This window comes from Pseudomonas sp. MF6776 (assembly GCF_016613125.1).
GTDB classification, from domain to species: Bacteria; Pseudomonadota; Gammaproteobacteria; order Pseudomonadales; family Pseudomonadaceae; genus Aquipseudomonas; species Aquipseudomonas iridis.
This window is the reverse complement of record NZ_JAENSQ010000003.1, coordinates 246,765-262,809: the sequence shown is the minus strand read 5'-3', so window position 1 is coordinate 262,809 and position 16,045 is coordinate 246,765. Positions and strand designations below refer to the sequence as shown.

Here is a 16,045-nt window from a genome sequence, read left to right as displayed (position 1 = left end):
CTCCTATAAATTGCCTGCTGTTTTTTTACCCGTTTTCAGTAGGGTGACTTCTTGAGTTTGACCCACTAGAATGCATGCCCTTGATTCTGGGGTCGGAAACGGCCGGCTAACGTCTGTGCAACGAGGAATATCCATGCAAGTTTCTGTTGAAAATACTACTGCTCTTGAGCGCCGCATGAGCGTCACCGTGCCGGCTGAGCGCATTGAGAGCCAGGTCAACAAGCGTCTGCAGCAGACTGCCCAAAAGGCCAAGATTGCTGGCTTCCGTCCAGGCAAAGTGCCAATGAGCGAAATCAAGCGCCGTTTCGGTGCTGATGCTCGTCAGGAAGCTGTTGGTGATGTCATCCAGTCCTCCTTCTACGAAGCTGTGGTCGAGCAGAAGCTGAACCCGGCTGGTTCGCCTGCAATCGAGCCAAAGTCGCTCGAAGCTGGCAAGGATCTGGAATACGTTGCCGTATTCGAAGTGTTCCCTGAGTTCACCGTTGCTGGTTTCGAAGGTATCACCGTTGAGCGCCTGAGTGCTGACGTGGCTGACGCTGACCTGGACAAAATGCTCGACATCCTGCGCAAGCAGAACACCCGTTTTGAAGTGGCCGATCGCGCTGCCCAGAACGAAGACCAGCTGAACATCGATTTCGTTGGCAAGGTCGACGGCGAAGTGTTTGCTGGCGGCTCCGCCAAGGGCACTCAGCTGGTGCTGGGCTCCGGCCGCATGATCCCGGGCTTCGAAGATGGCCTGGTTGGCGCTAAGGCGGGCGAAGAGCGCGTTCTGAACCTGACCTTCCCAGAGGACTATCAGAACCTGGACCTGGCTGGCAAAACCGCCGAGTTCACCGTGACTGTAAACACCGTTTCCGAGCCAAAGCTGCCTGAGCTGAACGAAGAGTTCTTCGCTCAATTCGGCATCAAGGAAAGCGGTATCGACGGTTTCCGCACCGAAGTTCGCAAGAACATGGAGCGTGAACTGCGTCAGGCGATCAAATCCAAGGTCAAGAATCAGGTAATGGACGGTCTGCTGGCCACCAACCCGATTGAAGTGCCAAAGGCTCTGCTGTCCAACGAAGTCGACCGTCTGCGCGTGCAGGCTGTTCAGCAGTTCGGTGGCAACATCAAGCCTGACCAACTGCCGGCCGAGCTGTTCGAAGAGCAAGCCAAGCGCCGCGTCGTGCTGGGCCTGATCGTGGCTGAAGTGGTCAAGCAGTTCGACCTCAAGCCTGACGAAGCCCGCGTACGCGAAATGATTCAGGAAATGGCTTCTGCTTACCAGGAACCTGAGCAGGTTGTGTCCTGGTACTACAAGAACGACCAGCAACTGAACGAAGTTCGTTCGGTTGTGCTGGAAGAGCAAGTTGTGGATACTGTTCTGCAGAAAGCTAGCGTGACCGACAAATCGGTCTCTTACGAAGAAGCGGTCAAGCCGGTAGAAGCTCCAACAGCCGACTGATTGTTTTTGCGTTAAGAAGTGCTCACATAAGCCAGCTCTCGAGCTGGCTTATGCGTATTCAAGACATAACTATTTGGGAGTGACTGCAGAGCATGTTCCGTAATTCGTATATTCAGCAGAACTCTGATATCCAGGCCGCAGGCGGCCTGGTTCCGATGGTTGTCGAGCAATCTGCTCGTGGCGAACGCGCCTATGACATCTACTCGCGCCTGCTCAAGGAGCGAGTGATCTTTCTGGTTGGTCCGGTAGAGGACTACATGGCCAACCTGATTTGCGCGCAACTGCTGTTCCTTGAAGCGGAAAACCCGGACAAGGACATCCATCTCTATATCAACTCCCCGGGCGGTTCGGTGACAGCGGGCATGTCGATCTACGACACCATGCAGTTCATCAAACCCAACGTATCGACCACTTGCATCGGCCAGGCCTGCAGCATGGGCGCATTCCTGCTGACCGCAGGTGCTCCAGGCAAGCGTTTCTGCCTGCCGAACTCGCGTGTGATGATTCACCAGCCACTGGGCGGTTTCCAGGGCCAGGCATCGGATATCGAAATCCATGCCAAGGAAATCCTCTTCATTCGCGAACGTCTGAACACGTTGATGGCCAAGCACAGCGGTCACACTCTGGAAGAAATCGAGCGCGATACCAACCGCGATAACTTCATGAGTGCAGAAGCTGCGAAGGCATATGGCTTGATCGACGAAGTGATCAACCAGCGCCCAGCGTAAAAATAAGCAGCTCAAAATAGGCTTGGTCGGCTGGTCTGATCAGCGGCGGGCTTGAAAAAGCCCGCAATAGCCTTCATCTTGTGTTGCAAGCCTATCGGATTTGGATCGAACGAATGACTGACACCCGCAACGGCGAGGACAACGGCAAGCTGCTCTATTGCTCCTTCTGTGGCAAAAGCCAGCATGAAGTGCGCAAATTGATTGCCGGCCCCTCGGTCTTTATCTGCGACGAGTGCGTCGACCTGTGCAATGACATCATCCGCGAGGAGGTGCAGGAAGCCCAGGCCGAAAGCAGCGCGCATAAATTGCCTTCGCCTAAAGAAATCAGCGGCATCCTTGACCAGTACGTCATTGGTCAGGAGCGTGCAAAAAAGGTTCTGGCCGTAGCGGTGTACAACCACTACAAGCGCCTTAACCAGCGTGACAAAAAGGCTGACGACGTCGAACTCGGCAAGAGCAACATCCTGCTGATCGGCCCGACAGGCTCCGGTAAAACCCTGCTGGCCGAAACACTGGCCCGCTTGCTGAACGTTCCGTTCACGATCGCCGACGCCACCACCCTCACCGAGGCCGGTTACGTGGGTGAAGATGTCGAGAACATCATTCAGAAACTGCTGCAGAAGTGCGATTACGACGTAGAGAAAGCCCAGATGGGTATTGTCTATATCGACGAAATCGACAAGATTTCCCGCAAGTCCGACAACCCGTCGATCACCCGGGACGTTTCCGGTGAAGGCGTGCAGCAGGCCTTGCTCAAGTTGATCGAAGGCACGGTCGCTTCCGTACCGCCGCAAGGTGGCCGCAAGCATCCGCAGCAGGAATTCCTGCAGGTCGACACCCGTAATATCCTGTTCATCTGCGGTGGCGCTTTCTCGGGTCTCGAGAAGGTCATCCAGAACCGTTCCACCAAGGGTGGCATCGGTTTCAACGCAGAAGTGCGCAGCAAGGAAGGAGGCAAGAAAGTCGGTGAATCCCTGCGTGAAGTCGAGCCTGACGATCTGGTCAAGTTCGGTCTGATCCCGGAGTTCGTCGGTCGTCTGCCGGTCCTCGCGACGCTGGACGAACTGGATGAGGCTGCGCTGATGCAGATCCTCACCGAGCCGAAAAATGCTCTGACCAAACAGTATGCCAAGCTGTTCGAGATGGAAGGCGTCGATCTGGAATTCCGTGCCGATGCACTGAAATCAGTCGCTAAACGTGCCCTGGAACGTAAAACCGGTGCTCGTGGCCTGCGTTCGATTCTCGAAGGTGTGCTGCTCGACACGATGTATGAAATCCCCTCGCAGTCTGAGGTGAGCAAAGTCGTGATCGATGAAAGTGTGATCGAAGGCAAGTCCAAGCCACTGTATATCTACGAAAACAGTGAGCCGACTGCCAAGGCAGCGCCGGACGCATAAGCGTCCACTCTGCCGGAATAAAGAAGGGGCCTTCGGGCCTCTTTTTTTTATGTCGTTTTTTACATCCGCTTTGCGCTTGTTTTTTTTCAAGGCAGCCCCCATCTTGGTTTCAAGCTTAATTCCATCTGATTACGGCCATATGGCCGCCGTAGAGGCGAAATCATGAAGACAACCATCGAATTGCCTCTCTTGCCATTGCGTGATGTCGTGGTTTATCCGCACATGGTTATCCCGCTGTTCGTGGGGCGCGAGAAATCCATCGAAGCCCTCGAAGCTGCGATGACGGGCGACAAGCAGATTCTGTTGCTGGCCCAGAGAAACCCGGCTGATGATGATCCCGGTGAAGACGCTCTCTATCGCGTAGGTACCATCGCTACCGTTCTGCAGCTGCTCAAGCTGCCTGACGGCACCGTTAAGGTGCTGGTCGAGGGTGAGCAGCGCGGTACCGTTGAACGCTTCAGTGAAGTCGACGGGCACTGCCGTGCCGAAGTCTCGCTGATCGAAGAAGTCGAGGCTGTCGAGCGCGAATCCGAAGTGTTCGTGCGCACGCTGCTTTCGCAGTTCGAACAATATGTACAGCTGGGCAAAAAAGTCCCGGCTGAAGTCCTGTCTTCGCTCAACAGCATCGATGAGCCGGGCCGCCTGGTCGACACCATGGCTGCACACATGGCGCTGAAGATCGAGCAGAAGCAGGAAATTCTCGAAATTATCGATTTGTCGGCACGGGTCGAGCACGTCCTGGCATTGCTGGACGCCGAGATCGATCTGCTGCAAGTCGAAAAACGCATCCGTGGTCGCGTCAAAAAGCAGATGGAGCGCAGTCAGCGCGAGTACTACCTGAATGAGCAGATGAAGGCCATTCAGAAAGAACTGGGTGACAGCGATGAAGGCCACAACGAAATCGAAGACCTGAAAAAGCGTATCGACGCTGCGGGTCTGCCGAAGGACGCCTTGACCAAAGCCACTGCCGAGCTGAACAAGCTCAAGCAAATGTCGCCGATGTCCGCCGAGGCCACCGTGGTGCGCTCGTACATCGACTGGCTGGTGCAGGTGCCGTGGAAGGCGCAGAGCAAGGTGCGTCTGGACCTGGCTCGCGCAGAAGACATTCTCGATGCCGATCACTACGGCCTCGAAGAGGTCAAGGAACGTATCCTTGAATACCTCGCCGTGCAAAAACGCGTGAAAAAAATCCGTGGCCCGGTGTTGTGCCTGGTTGGTCCTCCTGGTGTGGGTAAAACCTCGTTGGCAGAGTCGATTGCTCATGCCACCAACCGCAAATTCGTGCGCATGGCCTTGGGTGGCGTGCGTGATGAAGCGGAAATTCGCGGTCACCGCCGGACTTACATCGGTTCGATGCCGGGAAGATTGATTCAAAAAATGACAAAGGTGGGCGTCCGTAACCCGCTGTTCCTGCTCGATGAAATCGACAAAATGGGCAGCGACATGCGTGGCGATCCGGCATCTGCTTTGCTGGAAGTGCTCGATCCGGAGCAGAACCACAACTTCAACGACCACTATCTGGAAGTCGATTACGACCTTTCGGATGTGATGTTCCTGTGCACCTCGAACTCGATGAACATCCCGCCGGCGCTGCTCGACCGGATGGAAGTCATCCGTCTGCCGGGCTACACCGAAGACGAGAAGATCAACATCGCGGTCAAATACCTGTCGCCTAAGCAGATCACCGCCAACGGTCTGAAGAAAGGCGAACTGGAATTCGACGCCGAAGCAATCCGCGACATTATTCGTTACTACACCCGTGAAGCCGGTGTTCGTGGCCTCGAACGTCAGATCGCCAAGGTCTGCCGCAAGGCGGTGAAAGAGCATGCGATGGAAAAACGCTTCTCGGTGAAAGTGACAGCTGAGCTGCTGGAGCACTTCCTCGGTGTGCGCAAATTTCGCTATGGCCTGGCCGAGCAGCAGGATCAGATCGGTCAGGTCACCGGCCTTGCCTGGACGCAGGTTGGCGGCGAATTGTTGACTATCGAAGCCGCTGTCGTACCTGGCAAAGGTCAGTTGATCAAGACGGGCTCGCTGGGCGATGTAATGGTCGAATCGATCACTGCTGCCCTGACCGTTGTGCGCAGCCGTGCGAAGAGCCTGGGCATTCCTCTGGACTTCCACGAGAAGCGCGACACGCACATTCACATGCCGGAAGGGGCGACCCCGAAGGATGGTCCTAGCGCCGGTGTAGGCATGTGCACGGCATTGGTGTCTGCGCTGACCGGTATTCCGGTGCGCGCTGATGTCGCCATGACGGGCGAAATCACACTGCGTGGTCAGGTACTGGCAATCGGCGGTCTGAAGGAAAAACTGCTGGCGGCACACCGCGGCGGAATCAAGATTGTGATTATTCCGGAAGAGAACGTGCGCGATTTGAAGGAGATTCCTGACAATATCAAGCAGGATCTGCAGATTAAACCGGTTAAATGGATTGACGAGGTCCTGCAAATTGCGCTGCAATACGCGCCGGAGCCCTTGCCGGATGTGGCTCCGGAGATAGTTGCCAAGGATGAAAAACGTGAGTCTGACTCTAAGGAAAGAATTAGCACGCATTAATCGTTTTTGACTGGGTGGCTTCCTTGACAGCTTTTTAGAGCCCTTGTTATAAAGCGGCTCTTAAGTGTTTGTAGGCCATCCAGCACTCGTTTTTGCTTTCACCAAAAAACTTAGAATCATCTCAAAATAGATATAAGGGGACTTAGAGTGAACAAGTCGGAACTGATTGATGCTATCGCTGCATCCGCTGATATCCCGAAAGCTGCTGCTGGCCGTGCGCTGGACGCTGTAATCGAATCCGTCACTGGCGCTCTCAAGGCTGGCGACTCCGTAGTTCTGGTTGGTTTCGGTACTTTCTCCGTAACTGATCGTCCAGCTCGCGTTGGTCGTAACCCACAGACCGGCAAGACGCTGCAAATCGCTGCTGCTAAAAAACCAGGTTTCAAAGCCGGTAAAGCACTGAAAGAAGCGGTTAACTAAGTTTTCAGGTTTTTACCCATCCGGGTCGGGGTTATGCCTGACTTGGCAGCGGAGCGGTAGAGCAGGTCGCTGAAACAGCTGCCTGTAACGCCGGGATCTAGGGTTCGAGCCCTGTCCGCTCCGCCAGTTACGAGAAGGCGCATCCTCGGATGCGCCTTTCTTCTATCCGGATTTTACCCACGCTCCACGGTTGCCTAAATATTGAAATTCAACCGTTTCTGGGGGACGCATGCTGCAGAATATCAGGGACAATTCACAAGGCTGGATTGCCAAGACTATTATCGGGATCATCGTTGTATTGATGGCGTTCACGGGTGTCGAGGCCATTTTCCAGGCTACGACCAACAGCCAGAATGCGGCCACGGTCAACGGTGAAGACATCAGCCAGAATGAGCTCAGCCAAGCCGTTGATATGCAACGCCGTCAACTGATGCAACAGCTGGGCAAGGATTTCGACGCTTCGTTGCTCGATGAAAAAATGCTCCGCGAATCAGCCCTCAAGGGTTTGATTGATCGCAAGCTGCTGCTGCAAGGTGCGGACGAAGCGAAATTTGCTTTCTCCGAAGGTGCCCTTGATCAGGTGATTCTGCTGACGCCTGAATTTCAGGTTGACGGCAAGTTCAGCTCCGAGCGTTTCGACCAGGTAATCCGTCAACTGGGTTACAGCCGTATGCAGTTCCGCCAGATGCTGGCTCAGGAAATGCTGATCGGCCAACTGCGCGCCGGCGTTGCAGGCAGCGGCTTTGTGACCGACGCCGAAGTACTGGCTTTCGCCCGTCTGGAAAAACAGACCCGTGACTTCGCGACCCTGAACGTCAAGGCCGATCCGGCTGCAGTCAAAGTAACCGACGATGAGGTCAAGGCTTACTACGACGAACACGCCAAGGAGTTCATGACTCCGGATCAAGTCGTCATCGATTACCTGGAGCTGAAGAAGGCCTCGTTCTTCGACCAGGTTACTGTCAAGGATGAAGACCTGCAGGCGGCGTATCAGAAAGAGATTGCCAACCTGTCGGAGCAGCGTCGCGCGGCTCACATCCTGATCGAAGTGAACGACAAGACCACCGAAGCTCAAGCCAAAGCGAAGATCGAAGAAGTCCAGGCGCGTCTGGCCAAAGGCGAGAAATTCGAAGCGCTGGCCAAGGAGTTCTCGCAGGATCCGGGTTCGGCCAACAATGGCGGTGACCTCGGTTACGCAGGTCCTGGTGTCTACGACCCAGCCTTCGAAAAATCGCTGTACTCGCTGGCCAAAGATCAGGTTTCCGAGCCGGTTCGCACCGATTTCGGTTTCCACCTGATCAAGCTGCTGGGTGTTGAAGCACCTGAAGTGCCGTCCCTGGCCAGCCTGAAAGACAAGCTGACCCGCGATTTGAAAGCGGCGCAGGTCGAGCAGCGTTTCGTCGAGGCGACCAAGCAACTGGAAGACTCCGCGTTTGAAGCGTCTGACCTGGCTCAGCCAGCAGCAGATTTGAAGCTGACCGTTCACACTTCCAAGCCATTCGGCCGTGAAGGTGGCGAAGGGGTTACGGCCAACCGTGCCGTAGTCACTGCTGCATTCAGCACCGAAGTGCTCGATGAGAGTGCCAACAGCACCGCCATTGAGCTGGATCCGGACACGGTGATCGTGCTGCGTGCCAAGGAGCACTTGAAGCCTGCTCAACTGCCTCTGGAAAGCGTGAGTGCGGCCATCCGCACTCAGTTGACCAAAGAGCATGCCAGCGCTGCAGCCAAGACCAAGGCCGAGAAGCTGATTGCTGATCTGCGTGATGGCAAGGCTCCTCTGGACAAAGCAGTTGACGGTCAGGACTGGAAAACCACCGGAGCGGCCACCCGTGGTCAGGAAGGTGTTGAACCGGCGGTGCTGCAAGCACTGTTCCGCATGCCGAAACCGGCTGCCAAGGACAAACCGACGTTCACCAGTGTGACGTTGCCGGACGGCAGTTTGGTGATCGTTCGCCTCAATGGCGTGAACGAAGCGGCTGCTCCGACGGATGAAGAGAAGGTTCAGTACCGTCGCTTCCTTGCGTCGCGTGAAGGTCAGCAGGACTTTGCGGCGTATCGCAAGCAGTTGGAAAGCAAGGCTGACATCAAGAAGTTCTGATGGCGGTTTGAGCTGTAGTACAAGAAGCCCCGGCCTGTGTGCCGGGGCTTTTTTCTTAGTGTTGTTTTTTCGCCTTGGCGGTCTGTCGGCCGACCACGCTCTTGGGGGGGGAGTGGGGCGCACATTAAAACAGTGGGAGCCAGCCTGACCGCCGACCAATATCGTCGGAGTGCACGCAGTCTGTGTGGGACCTGGCTTGCCAGCGATGGCAGGTCGATAGGCGACGCATTGGTTGCTGATGCTCTCTTCTGTAACTAACCATTCGGTTTGGGGTGTTGCTGTCGTCGCTTTTAGCCGAGAACTGATTATGGATTTTGCTGGATTTCCTTCATTGAGTTATCAGCGCGACCTTTTTCCGCAATCTGGGGTCGATAGGCTTGTAACCGTTTCAAGACACTAATCCATACGCCGCGAGGGCGCGTTCTGTTGCACAATACGCCCCGGACTGTTTTCCCTCAGGATGTTTAATGTTGATTTCCACTCCCCTGCGTGTTGTCGGGTTGGCGCTGTTGTTGGCCGGTGTTGCCGGTTGTGCGAAAGACAAGCCGATGTATGAGCACGAGAGCTTCGATGACTCCGGTACGTTTTCGCGTAATTACCCCGTGACCGACGTTGTCAGTTGCGAAGCGGCGCGTCGTGCGTTGCTGAGTCAGGGCTACATCATTACCAGCAGCGATTCGAAACTCATCAGTGGCCACAAGAGTTTTCAGCAAACCGGCGATACGCACATGGAGATCAGCTTCAATGTGGTCTGTGCCGATGACGGCAGTGCCGGGCACCACGCGACGATGTTCGCCAATGCCTTGCAGGATCGTTATGCGCTGAAGAAGACCAACAACTCGGCCAGTCTCGGTGTCGGCGTGTTGGGGTCGGTATCGATGCCGATCGGCTCGTCGGACGATTCGATGGTCAAGGTCGCCAGCGAGACGGTGACGGCGCAGAAGTTCTATGAGCGCTTCTTTACCCTGGTCGAACAATTTCTGCCGGCAGAAACCAAGAAAGCTGCACATATCGAGGAAAAGCCGAAGACGGATCTGGGCGTGCCTGAGGCAAAAGTGGCCCCCGCGAGCCTGACGCCGGCCGCAGAGCCCGCTCCAGCACCTGTTACAGCGCCTGTACCAGCACCGGAGCCAGCCGTGACCGCGCCTGCGCCCGCTGAACCGGCACCGGTCAGTTCCGAGCCGGTAGTGCCTCCTGCGGAGTCGACCCCGATTGCTCCGGCATCCAGTGCAGAACCTGCCCCGGCTACCGAAACCATCACGCCACCGGCCAATCCGACGGACATTCCGCCGCCGTCCGAGCCGATTCCGGCAATGCCAGCCTCCGGCCAATAATCCCACGACTCGACTCGTCCCCTGTAGGAGCTGCCGAAGGCTGCGATCTTTTGATCTTGAAATCATCAAGGATCCAGCCTTCGGCAGCGCCACAGAGGAATATCTCGTTACATTCCCCTGACAAAAATCCCGCGATAAATTCCTGACCGCCTGCTACGTTTTATTCATGAAGGCCAAGCTTCACTTTTCCTTCACACGGGCACGTTATGCTCGAGGCACTGGGCATTTGCTCAGGCCCATTCAACAGAGCAGCAGGGGGATTACGCGATGGATGACTATCAGGAAGAACTGCTCGAATACCAGGCCTACGAACTGGATTCGCCAGAGCCGGCGGAAGACGCTACCGAGCTTTAAGGTGTCAGGCTGTTTTACGATGACTGCGGCGGAATTCGCCCGGCGTCTGGCCGCTCCAGCGTTTGAACGCTCGCTGGAATGCTTCGGCTGAAGCAAAGCCGAGCAGGTAAGCGATTTCGCCGAACGCCAGTTCCGTATCGCGGATGTAGGTCATCGCCAGATCACGGCGAGTGTCGTTGAGGATCGCGCGAAATTGCGTGCCTTCCTCAGTCAGTTTGCGTCGCAAGGTCCATGTCGGCAGCTTCAGGCGTGCCGCCACTTCTTCCAGGTCGGGTTCTCGGCCACCATTCAATAACGGCCCAAGCAGTTGCGTGATGCGTTCGCGCAGGCTACGAGTGCGGGTCAGTTGCTCCAGCTCTCTTTCACACAGTTGCAGCAGATGCCGCCAAGTGCTCGGGCAGTGCTCAGGGTTGCGCAGGGCGAGGCTGGCCAGGTTCAGGCGCAACTGGTTGCGCTCGGCGCCGAACTGGATCGGGCAATCACCCAGGGCAGCGTAAGCGTCGCGATAATCGGGCGCGTCGAATTCGATTTCAACGCGTTCAGCCCGCAGCGGTTCGCGGCTGACACTGGACAGTTGATGCAGCCAGCCGGCGATGATCGAATCCACCACGAAACGGTTATAGGCGTTGTACGGGCTGATCGAATAGAAACGCAGCCATGCGCCAGTGGCGTCCTCGTGAAAGCTCGACTGGCCGCGGTAATTGGAACCGTACAACGGTTCGAAGCGGATCAGGCAGCGAGCGGCCTCACGTACGGTAGGCGCCTGTGATGCGGTGACACCGGCCAGTCCCGCCTGGCTCAAGCGACTGAGCTGGCCCATGCGCAGGCCGAGGGCCGGATCCCCGGTCAATTGAATCGCGCCATGCCCCAATCGCATGTAACGCGGAATCGACAGTCGTGCCCCGGCCTCGGCCAATCTTGCCGCATCCAGTGCGTATTGCTCGAGCAGCGGCTGTGGGTCGGCGCCGTGACTGCGAACCGCATCGGCGAGGCTATGAACGAAACCTACCGACAGATCCCCAAGGCGCATCGGCAGCGGCTTCATCGCTTACAACCAGATATTCAGCATACGTGCGCCACGGGCTTCACCGTCGGCGAACTGCTGGCCGTTGCTGTTGAGGAAGCTTTGGCCTGCGCCTGATTTATCCCAGAACTGCCCACGCAGAAACACACTCATGCCGGCGACTGCATGGCTGCTGGGCGGTTGCGCGGTCAAGGTCAGGCGATGCCAGGCCTGGCCTTCGCTGACTTCGCCAGGCTTGAGACTGACGGAGCTTGGTGTACTCGAACTCTTATAGCCACGCCATGGCTGATCCCATGCACCCTGACCGAATACCTGCGCCGGCACGGCAATCAATTGCGCGCCTTGTTCGTCGAGTTTGCGGTAGTTGTCCGGATACCAGCTGTCGCTGCCGATGAGTACGCCAAGACGCCCGGCCGGGGTATCGACAACGTTGATCGTCTTTTCATTGGCCTGGATGACATCACGCTGGCTGAATACCGGGTGCAGTTGTCGCTGCGGCTGGCCGAGCGGTGCACCGTCGCGACCGAAGACCACGCTGCTGTTGTACAGCGCACCGCTGCCGGGTTTGAGCTGACCGTCACGGATGCTCGGCTCGGGCAGAACGATTGAGCCGGCCACCAGCGTCACGTGAAATTCCTTGGCCAGGCCGCCGAACAGCGCCTGGTAGTCCTTGGCCATGGTGCGCGATTTCATGCGCAGGTGAGCATCGTCGAGACGGTCTTTGCCCTTGGCGCTCAGCCAGGCACGGGCGAACAACAATGGATTGCTCGCCGCCAGCCAATTCATCGCCTCGGCGAGGGTGGGGGCTTGATAGAGCTCGTCTTTTTCGCCACTGATCATTAACCAGGTGCCAACATGTTCCGGCAACACCACCACGGTCTTGTCGTTCAACAAGCCTTGATCCTGCGCTTGCTGCAAGTAAGCCGCGAGTTTGCGACGCAGGCGCGCGGGGCTTTGGTAGTCGGTGGGGAACAGTTCCGGCTGGATGCCCAGCAGATTACCTCGGTCGGCGGGCGTGCCCTGATCGACCGCCAGTTTGATGCGCAGGTCCGACAGGTAATGCCCCGCAGGCCGGTCTGCCGCCCACATGGCGTAGGTGGTGAGGACGGCAACGAGGGCCATGGAAAAAAACAGGTACAAAAGTTTGCGCATGAAAACCAATAACGACCGGGTACAGGGTATGGCGACTAGGGTAGGGCCCAGGGTCTGGCTTGCCAAGGGGCGCTGCGCATTTAGATCATTAACTTGTCAGTTACGGTCATTGAGTGACAGCGATGCGACTCTTAGTCTGTCGAACATGACTGACGGGGGACGCAGAGCTCCCGCACTTTTTCCGTGATCGCTCGTTGTGGAGTTACCGATGACCGCCGCTCATTACCCGCACCTGTTGGCCCCGCTGGACCTGGGATTCACCACGCTGCGCAACCGCACCCTGATGGGCTCGATGCACACCGGTCTTGAAGAAAAGCCGGGTGGCTTCGAGCGCATGGCAGCGTATTTCGCTGAACGTGCCCGTGGCGGCGTCGGCCTGATGGTGACTGGCGGGATCGGCCCGAACGACGAGGGCGGTGTGTATTCCGGTGCAGCCAAACTGACCACCGAGGAGGAGGCGCTCAAGCATCGCATCGTCACCCGCGCGGTGCACGAGGCGGGCGGCAAGATCTGCATGCAGATCCTCCATGCCGGCCGTTATGCCTACAGCCCGAAACAAGTCGCGCCGAGTGCGATTCAGGCGCCGATCAACCCGTTCAAGCCAAAAGAGCTCGACGAGGAGGGCATCGAGAAGCAGATCAGGGATTTCGTCACCTGTTCGGTGCTGGCGCAAACCGCCGAGTACGACGGCGTGGAAATCATGGGTTCGGAAGGTTATTTCATTAACCAGTTCCTCGCCGCGCACACCAACCATCGCACCGACCGTTGGGGCGGTAGCTACGAAAACCGTATGCGTCTGCCAGTGGAAATCGTGCGCCGCGTCCGTGAGGCGGTCGGCCCCAATTTCATCATCATCTTCCGTCTGTCGATGCTTGATCTGGTCGAAGGCGGCAGCACCTGGGACGAGATCGTCATCCTCGCCAAAGCCATCGAGCAGGCCGGGGCGACCATCATCAACACCGGCATCGGCTGGCACGAAGCGCGTATTCCGACCATCGCCACCAAGGTGCCGCGTGCGGCATTCAGCAAGGTCACGGCCAAGCTGCGTGGCTCGGTGAGCATTCCGCTGATCACCACCAACCGCATCAACACGCCGGAAATCGCCGAGCAGATACTCGCCGAAGGCGATGCCGACATGGTCTCGATGGCGCGGCCGTTTCTTGCCGATCCGGACTTCGTCAACAAGGCTGCCGAAGGTCGCGCTGACGAGATCAACACCTGCATCGGCTGCAACCAGGCCTGCCTCGACCACACCTTCGGCGGCAAGCTCACCAGTTGTCTGGTCAACCCGCGTGCCTGCCACGAAACCGAGCTTAACTATCTGCCGGTGCAGCAAATCAAGAAAATCGCCGTGGTTGGCGCCGGCCCTGCCGGGTTGTCCGCCGCGACCGTGGCTGCCGAGCGTGGCCATCAGGTGACGTTGTTCGATTCTGCCAGCGAAATTGGTGGCCAGTTCAACATCGCCAAACGCGTGCCGGGCAAAGAAGAGTTTTTCGAAACCCTGCGCTACTTCAACCGCAAGCTGCAAACGACTAACGTCGAGGTGTGCCTGAACACCCGCGTCGACGTCGCGAAACTGGTTGACGGCGGTTACGATGAAATCATCCTCGCCACGGGTATTGCACCGCGCACTCCGGCGATTCCGGGCGTGGAAAATGCCAAGGTGCTGAGCTATCTCGACGTGATTCTCGAGCGCAAACCGGTTGGCAAACGCGTGGCGGTAATTGGTGCGGGCGGCATCGGTTTCGACGTTTCCGAATTCCTCGTTCACGAAGGCGTTGCCACCAGTCAGGATCGCGCCGCGTTCTGGAAGGAGTGGGGCATCGACGCCAAACTCGAAGCCCGTGGTGGCGTGGCCGGGATCAAACCTGCGCCGCACGCGCCGGCTCGCGAAGTGTTCCTTTTGCAGCGCAAGAAAACCAAGGTCGGCGACGGTCTGGGCAAAACCACTGGCTGGATTCACCGTACCGGGCTGAAGAACAAGCAGGTGCAGATGCTCAACAGTGTTGAATACCTGAGCATCGACGACGAAGGCCTGCACATCCGCATCGGCGAAACCGGCGAGCCACAGTTGCTGGCGGTGGACAACATCGTGATCTGCGCGGGGCAGGACCCTTTGCGTGAACTGCACGATGGCCTGGTAGCGGCCGGGCAAAACGTGCACCTGATCGGCGGTGCTGATGTGGCGGCGGAGCTGGATGCCAAGCGTGCGATCAATCAAGGGTCGCGTCTGGCTGCAGAGCTCTGATCAACCGCTATCGGTAACGGACCAAACCCTGTAGGAGCTGCCGAAGGCTGCGATCTTTTGACTTTGTTTTTCAAGAACAAGATCAAAAGATCGCAGCCTGCGGCAGCTCCTACAAGGGTTTTTTTGGCTGGTAGACTGTGATCTTTTTCAGGTCATGCGGTGCTTATGTTTTTGCCTGCGCAAGCTCCTCTTGAACTCGTGCAACTCGACTGGCTCACCGCCGCCAATGTTGAAGTCGCCATCCTGCGCCTCGATCAAATCGACCCACTGATCAGCGGTAACAAGTGGTTCAAGCTCGTTGAACATCTGAAAGCCGCCGATCGCAACGGTGCCAAAGGCATCATCAGTCTCGGCGGCGCGCACTCCAATCATTTGCACGCGCTGGCGGCGGCGGGTAAACGGCTAGGGTTCAAAACGGCAGGGCTGCTGCGCGGTCATCCACAACAAACGCCGACTGTCGCTGATCTGCAAGCGTACGGCATGCACCTGCATTGGCTGGGTTATGGCGGTTATCGGGCGCGACATGATCCGGGGTTCTGGGAGCCGTGGCAGGCGCGTTATCCAACTCTGCATGCGGTGCCGGAGGGCGGTGGCGGATTAGCCGGGGCGCTGGGTTGTGCCGCAATCAAGGCGCAGGCCGATGCGCAATTGAGCCATTTGGGTTGGAACGATTATCACGGTTGGTGGCTGGCCTGCGGCACCGGGACAACGTTGGCCGGGCTGGCACTCGCCGAGGCGGGGGCGCATCCGGTTTACGGCGCGTTGGCGGTGCCTGAGGATCACGGCGTGGCGGCGCAAGTCGAGTCGATCCTGCAGGAATCCGGCCGGCGCAGGGCTGACTATGAGTTGATCGATGCCAGTCGCGGTGGTTTTGCCAAGGTTGATTCGGCATTGCTGGCGTTCATTGCACAGACCGAGCTGGACAGCGGCGTGCCGTTGGAACCGCTGTACACCGGCAAGGCGTTGCTGGCGCTCAAACAGCAGGTCGAGGCGGGTAAATTTGCCAGCGGCACACGCTTGGTCTTCGTGCATACAGGTGGATTGCAGGGACGACGGGGGTTCTCCCACAACCTTCTTGTAAGTTGAGCTTTTGTGGGCAGGGGATCTATCGATGGCCAAAGAGAGCCGCTGCTGTGTCTCGGCCGGGACCACCCCTGCCTGGGCTCAACCCGATGGCGCGTTTTTGCGCTGAGTGGTCTGAGTTTTGCTCAATGTACTAGTGCGATTTGGATGTGTTCTATGGCGATGCGTGAAGTGGCTGAATTTAATGGCTGTTAATTGTTT

The 16,045-nt window shown here is 57.4% G+C and carries 11 protein-coding genes; 9 read left to right on the top strand and 2 right to left on the bottom strand.

Annotated elements, in window-relative coordinates:
- The first annotated feature begins 133 nt into the window (after positions 1–133).
- The 7 genes from tig to JJD74_RS04940 all read left to right on the top strand — a co-directional run bounded on the left by tig (position 134) and on the right by JJD74_RS04940 (position 9,983).
- Complete coding sequence (gene tig / locus JJD74_RS04970; protein WP_042559949.1) at positions 134–1,444, top strand: trigger factor; 1,311 nt, start codon at positions 134–136, stop codon at positions 1,442–1,444.
- Positions 1,445–1,536: 92 nt separating this feature from the next.
- Positions 1,537–2,172 (top strand): ATP-dependent Clp endopeptidase proteolytic subunit ClpP, encoded by a 636-nt coding sequence (gene clpP / locus JJD74_RS04965; RefSeq protein ID WP_042559948.1) that lies wholly within the window; start codon positions 1,537–1,539, stop codon positions 2,170–2,172.
- Positions 2,173–2,285: 113 nt separating this feature from the next.
- Positions 2,286–3,569 carry an ATP-dependent Clp protease ATP-binding subunit ClpX gene (gene clpX / locus JJD74_RS04960; RefSeq protein WP_200611876.1) on the top strand — a complete coding sequence of 428 codons (1,284 nt, stop codon included), beginning with the start codon at positions 2,286–2,288 and terminating at the stop codon, positions 3,567–3,569.
- A 162-nt stretch (positions 3,570–3,731) separates the two neighbouring features.
- A complete protein-coding gene (lon, locus tag JJD74_RS04955) occupies positions 3,732–6,128 on the top strand; it encodes an endopeptidase La (protein WP_042559946.1) in 2,397 nt (798 codons plus the stop codon).
- Between the two features lie 147 nt (positions 6,129–6,275).
- Positions 6,276–6,548 (top strand): HU family DNA-binding protein, encoded by a 273-nt coding sequence (locus JJD74_RS04950; RefSeq protein WP_008077714.1) that lies wholly within the window; start codon positions 6,276–6,278, stop codon positions 6,546–6,548.
- A gap of 229 nt (positions 6,549–6,777) precedes the next feature.
- Positions 6,778–8,649, top strand: a complete 1,872-nt coding sequence (locus JJD74_RS04945; protein WP_042559945.1) for a SurA N-terminal domain-containing protein — start codon at positions 6,778–6,780, stop codon at positions 8,647–8,649.
- 467 nt (positions 8,650–9,116) lie between these two features.
- Positions 9,117–9,983 carry a DUF2242 domain-containing protein gene (locus JJD74_RS04940; RefSeq protein ID WP_047302024.1) on the top strand — a complete coding sequence of 289 codons (867 nt, stop codon included), beginning with the start codon at positions 9,117–9,119 and terminating at the stop codon, positions 9,981–9,983.
- A gap of 358 nt (positions 9,984–10,341) precedes the next feature.
- On the opposite strand, the gene JJD74_RS04935 is transcribed toward JJD74_RS04940, so the two are convergent.
- Both JJD74_RS04935 and JJD74_RS04930 read right to left on the bottom strand, forming a co-directional pair.
- Entirely contained in the window at positions 10,342–11,382 is a 1,041-nt protein-coding gene (locus tag JJD74_RS04935) for an AraC family transcriptional regulator (RefSeq protein ID WP_042559942.1), read from the bottom strand.
- A 3-nt stretch (positions 11,383–11,385) separates the two neighbouring features.
- A complete protein-coding gene (locus JJD74_RS04930; RefSeq protein WP_200611873.1) occupies positions 11,386–12,513 on the bottom strand; it encodes a carbon-nitrogen hydrolase family protein in 1,128 nt (375 codons plus the stop codon).
- Positions 12,514–12,721: 208 nt separating this feature from the next.
- On the opposite strand from JJD74_RS04930, the gene JJD74_RS04925 reads away from it, so the two are divergent.
- Both JJD74_RS04925 and JJD74_RS04920 read left to right on the top strand, forming a co-directional pair.
- Positions 12,722–14,761, top strand: a complete 2,040-nt coding sequence (locus tag JJD74_RS04925; RefSeq protein ID WP_200611870.1) for an NADPH-dependent 2,4-dienoyl-CoA reductase — start codon at positions 12,722–12,724, stop codon at positions 14,759–14,761.
- A 165-nt stretch (positions 14,762–14,926) separates the two neighbouring features.
- On the top strand, positions 14,927–15,847 hold the full coding sequence (locus JJD74_RS04920; protein ID WP_200612059.1) for a 1-aminocyclopropane-1-carboxylate deaminase/D-cysteine desulfhydrase: 921 nt from the start codon (positions 14,927–14,929) through the stop codon (positions 15,845–15,847).
- The last annotated feature ends 198 nt before the right edge of the window (positions 15,848–16,045 follow it).

Bases quoted from the DNA above. Each gene is read 5' to 3' on its own strand.
- tig (WP_042559949.1), top strand. From the start codon at position 134: ATGCAAGTTTCTGTTGAAAATACTACTGCTCTTGAGCGCCGCATGAGC.
- clpP (WP_042559948.1), top strand. From the start codon at position 1,537: ATGTTCCGTAATTCGTATATTCAGCAGAACTCTGATATCCAGGCCGCA.
- clpX (WP_200611876.1), top strand. From the start codon at position 2,286: ATGACTGACACCCGCAACGGCGAGGACAACGGCAAGCTGCTCTATTGC.
- lon (WP_042559946.1), top strand. From the start codon at position 3,732: ATGAAGACAACCATCGAATTGCCTCTCTTGCCATTGCGTGATGTCGTG.
- JJD74_RS04945 (WP_042559945.1), top strand. From the start codon at position 6,778: ATGCTGCAGAATATCAGGGACAATTCACAAGGCTGGATTGCCAAGACT.
- JJD74_RS04940 (WP_047302024.1), top strand. From the start codon at position 9,117: ATGTTGATTTCCACTCCCCTGCGTGTTGTCGGGTTGGCGCTGTTGTTG.
- JJD74_RS04935 (WP_042559942.1), bottom strand. From the start codon at position 11,382: ATGAAGCCGCTGCCGATGCGCCTTGGGGATCTGTCGGTAGGTTTCGTT.
- JJD74_RS04930 (WP_200611873.1), bottom strand. From the start codon at position 12,513: ATGCGCAAACTTTTGTACCTGTTTTTTTCCATGGCCCTCGTTGCCGTC.
- JJD74_RS04925 (WP_200611870.1), top strand. From the start codon at position 12,722: ATGACCGCCGCTCATTACCCGCACCTGTTGGCCCCGCTGGACCTGGGA.
- JJD74_RS04920 (WP_200612059.1), top strand. From the start codon at position 14,927: ATGTTTTTGCCTGCGCAAGCTCCTCTTGAACTCGTGCAACTCGACTGG.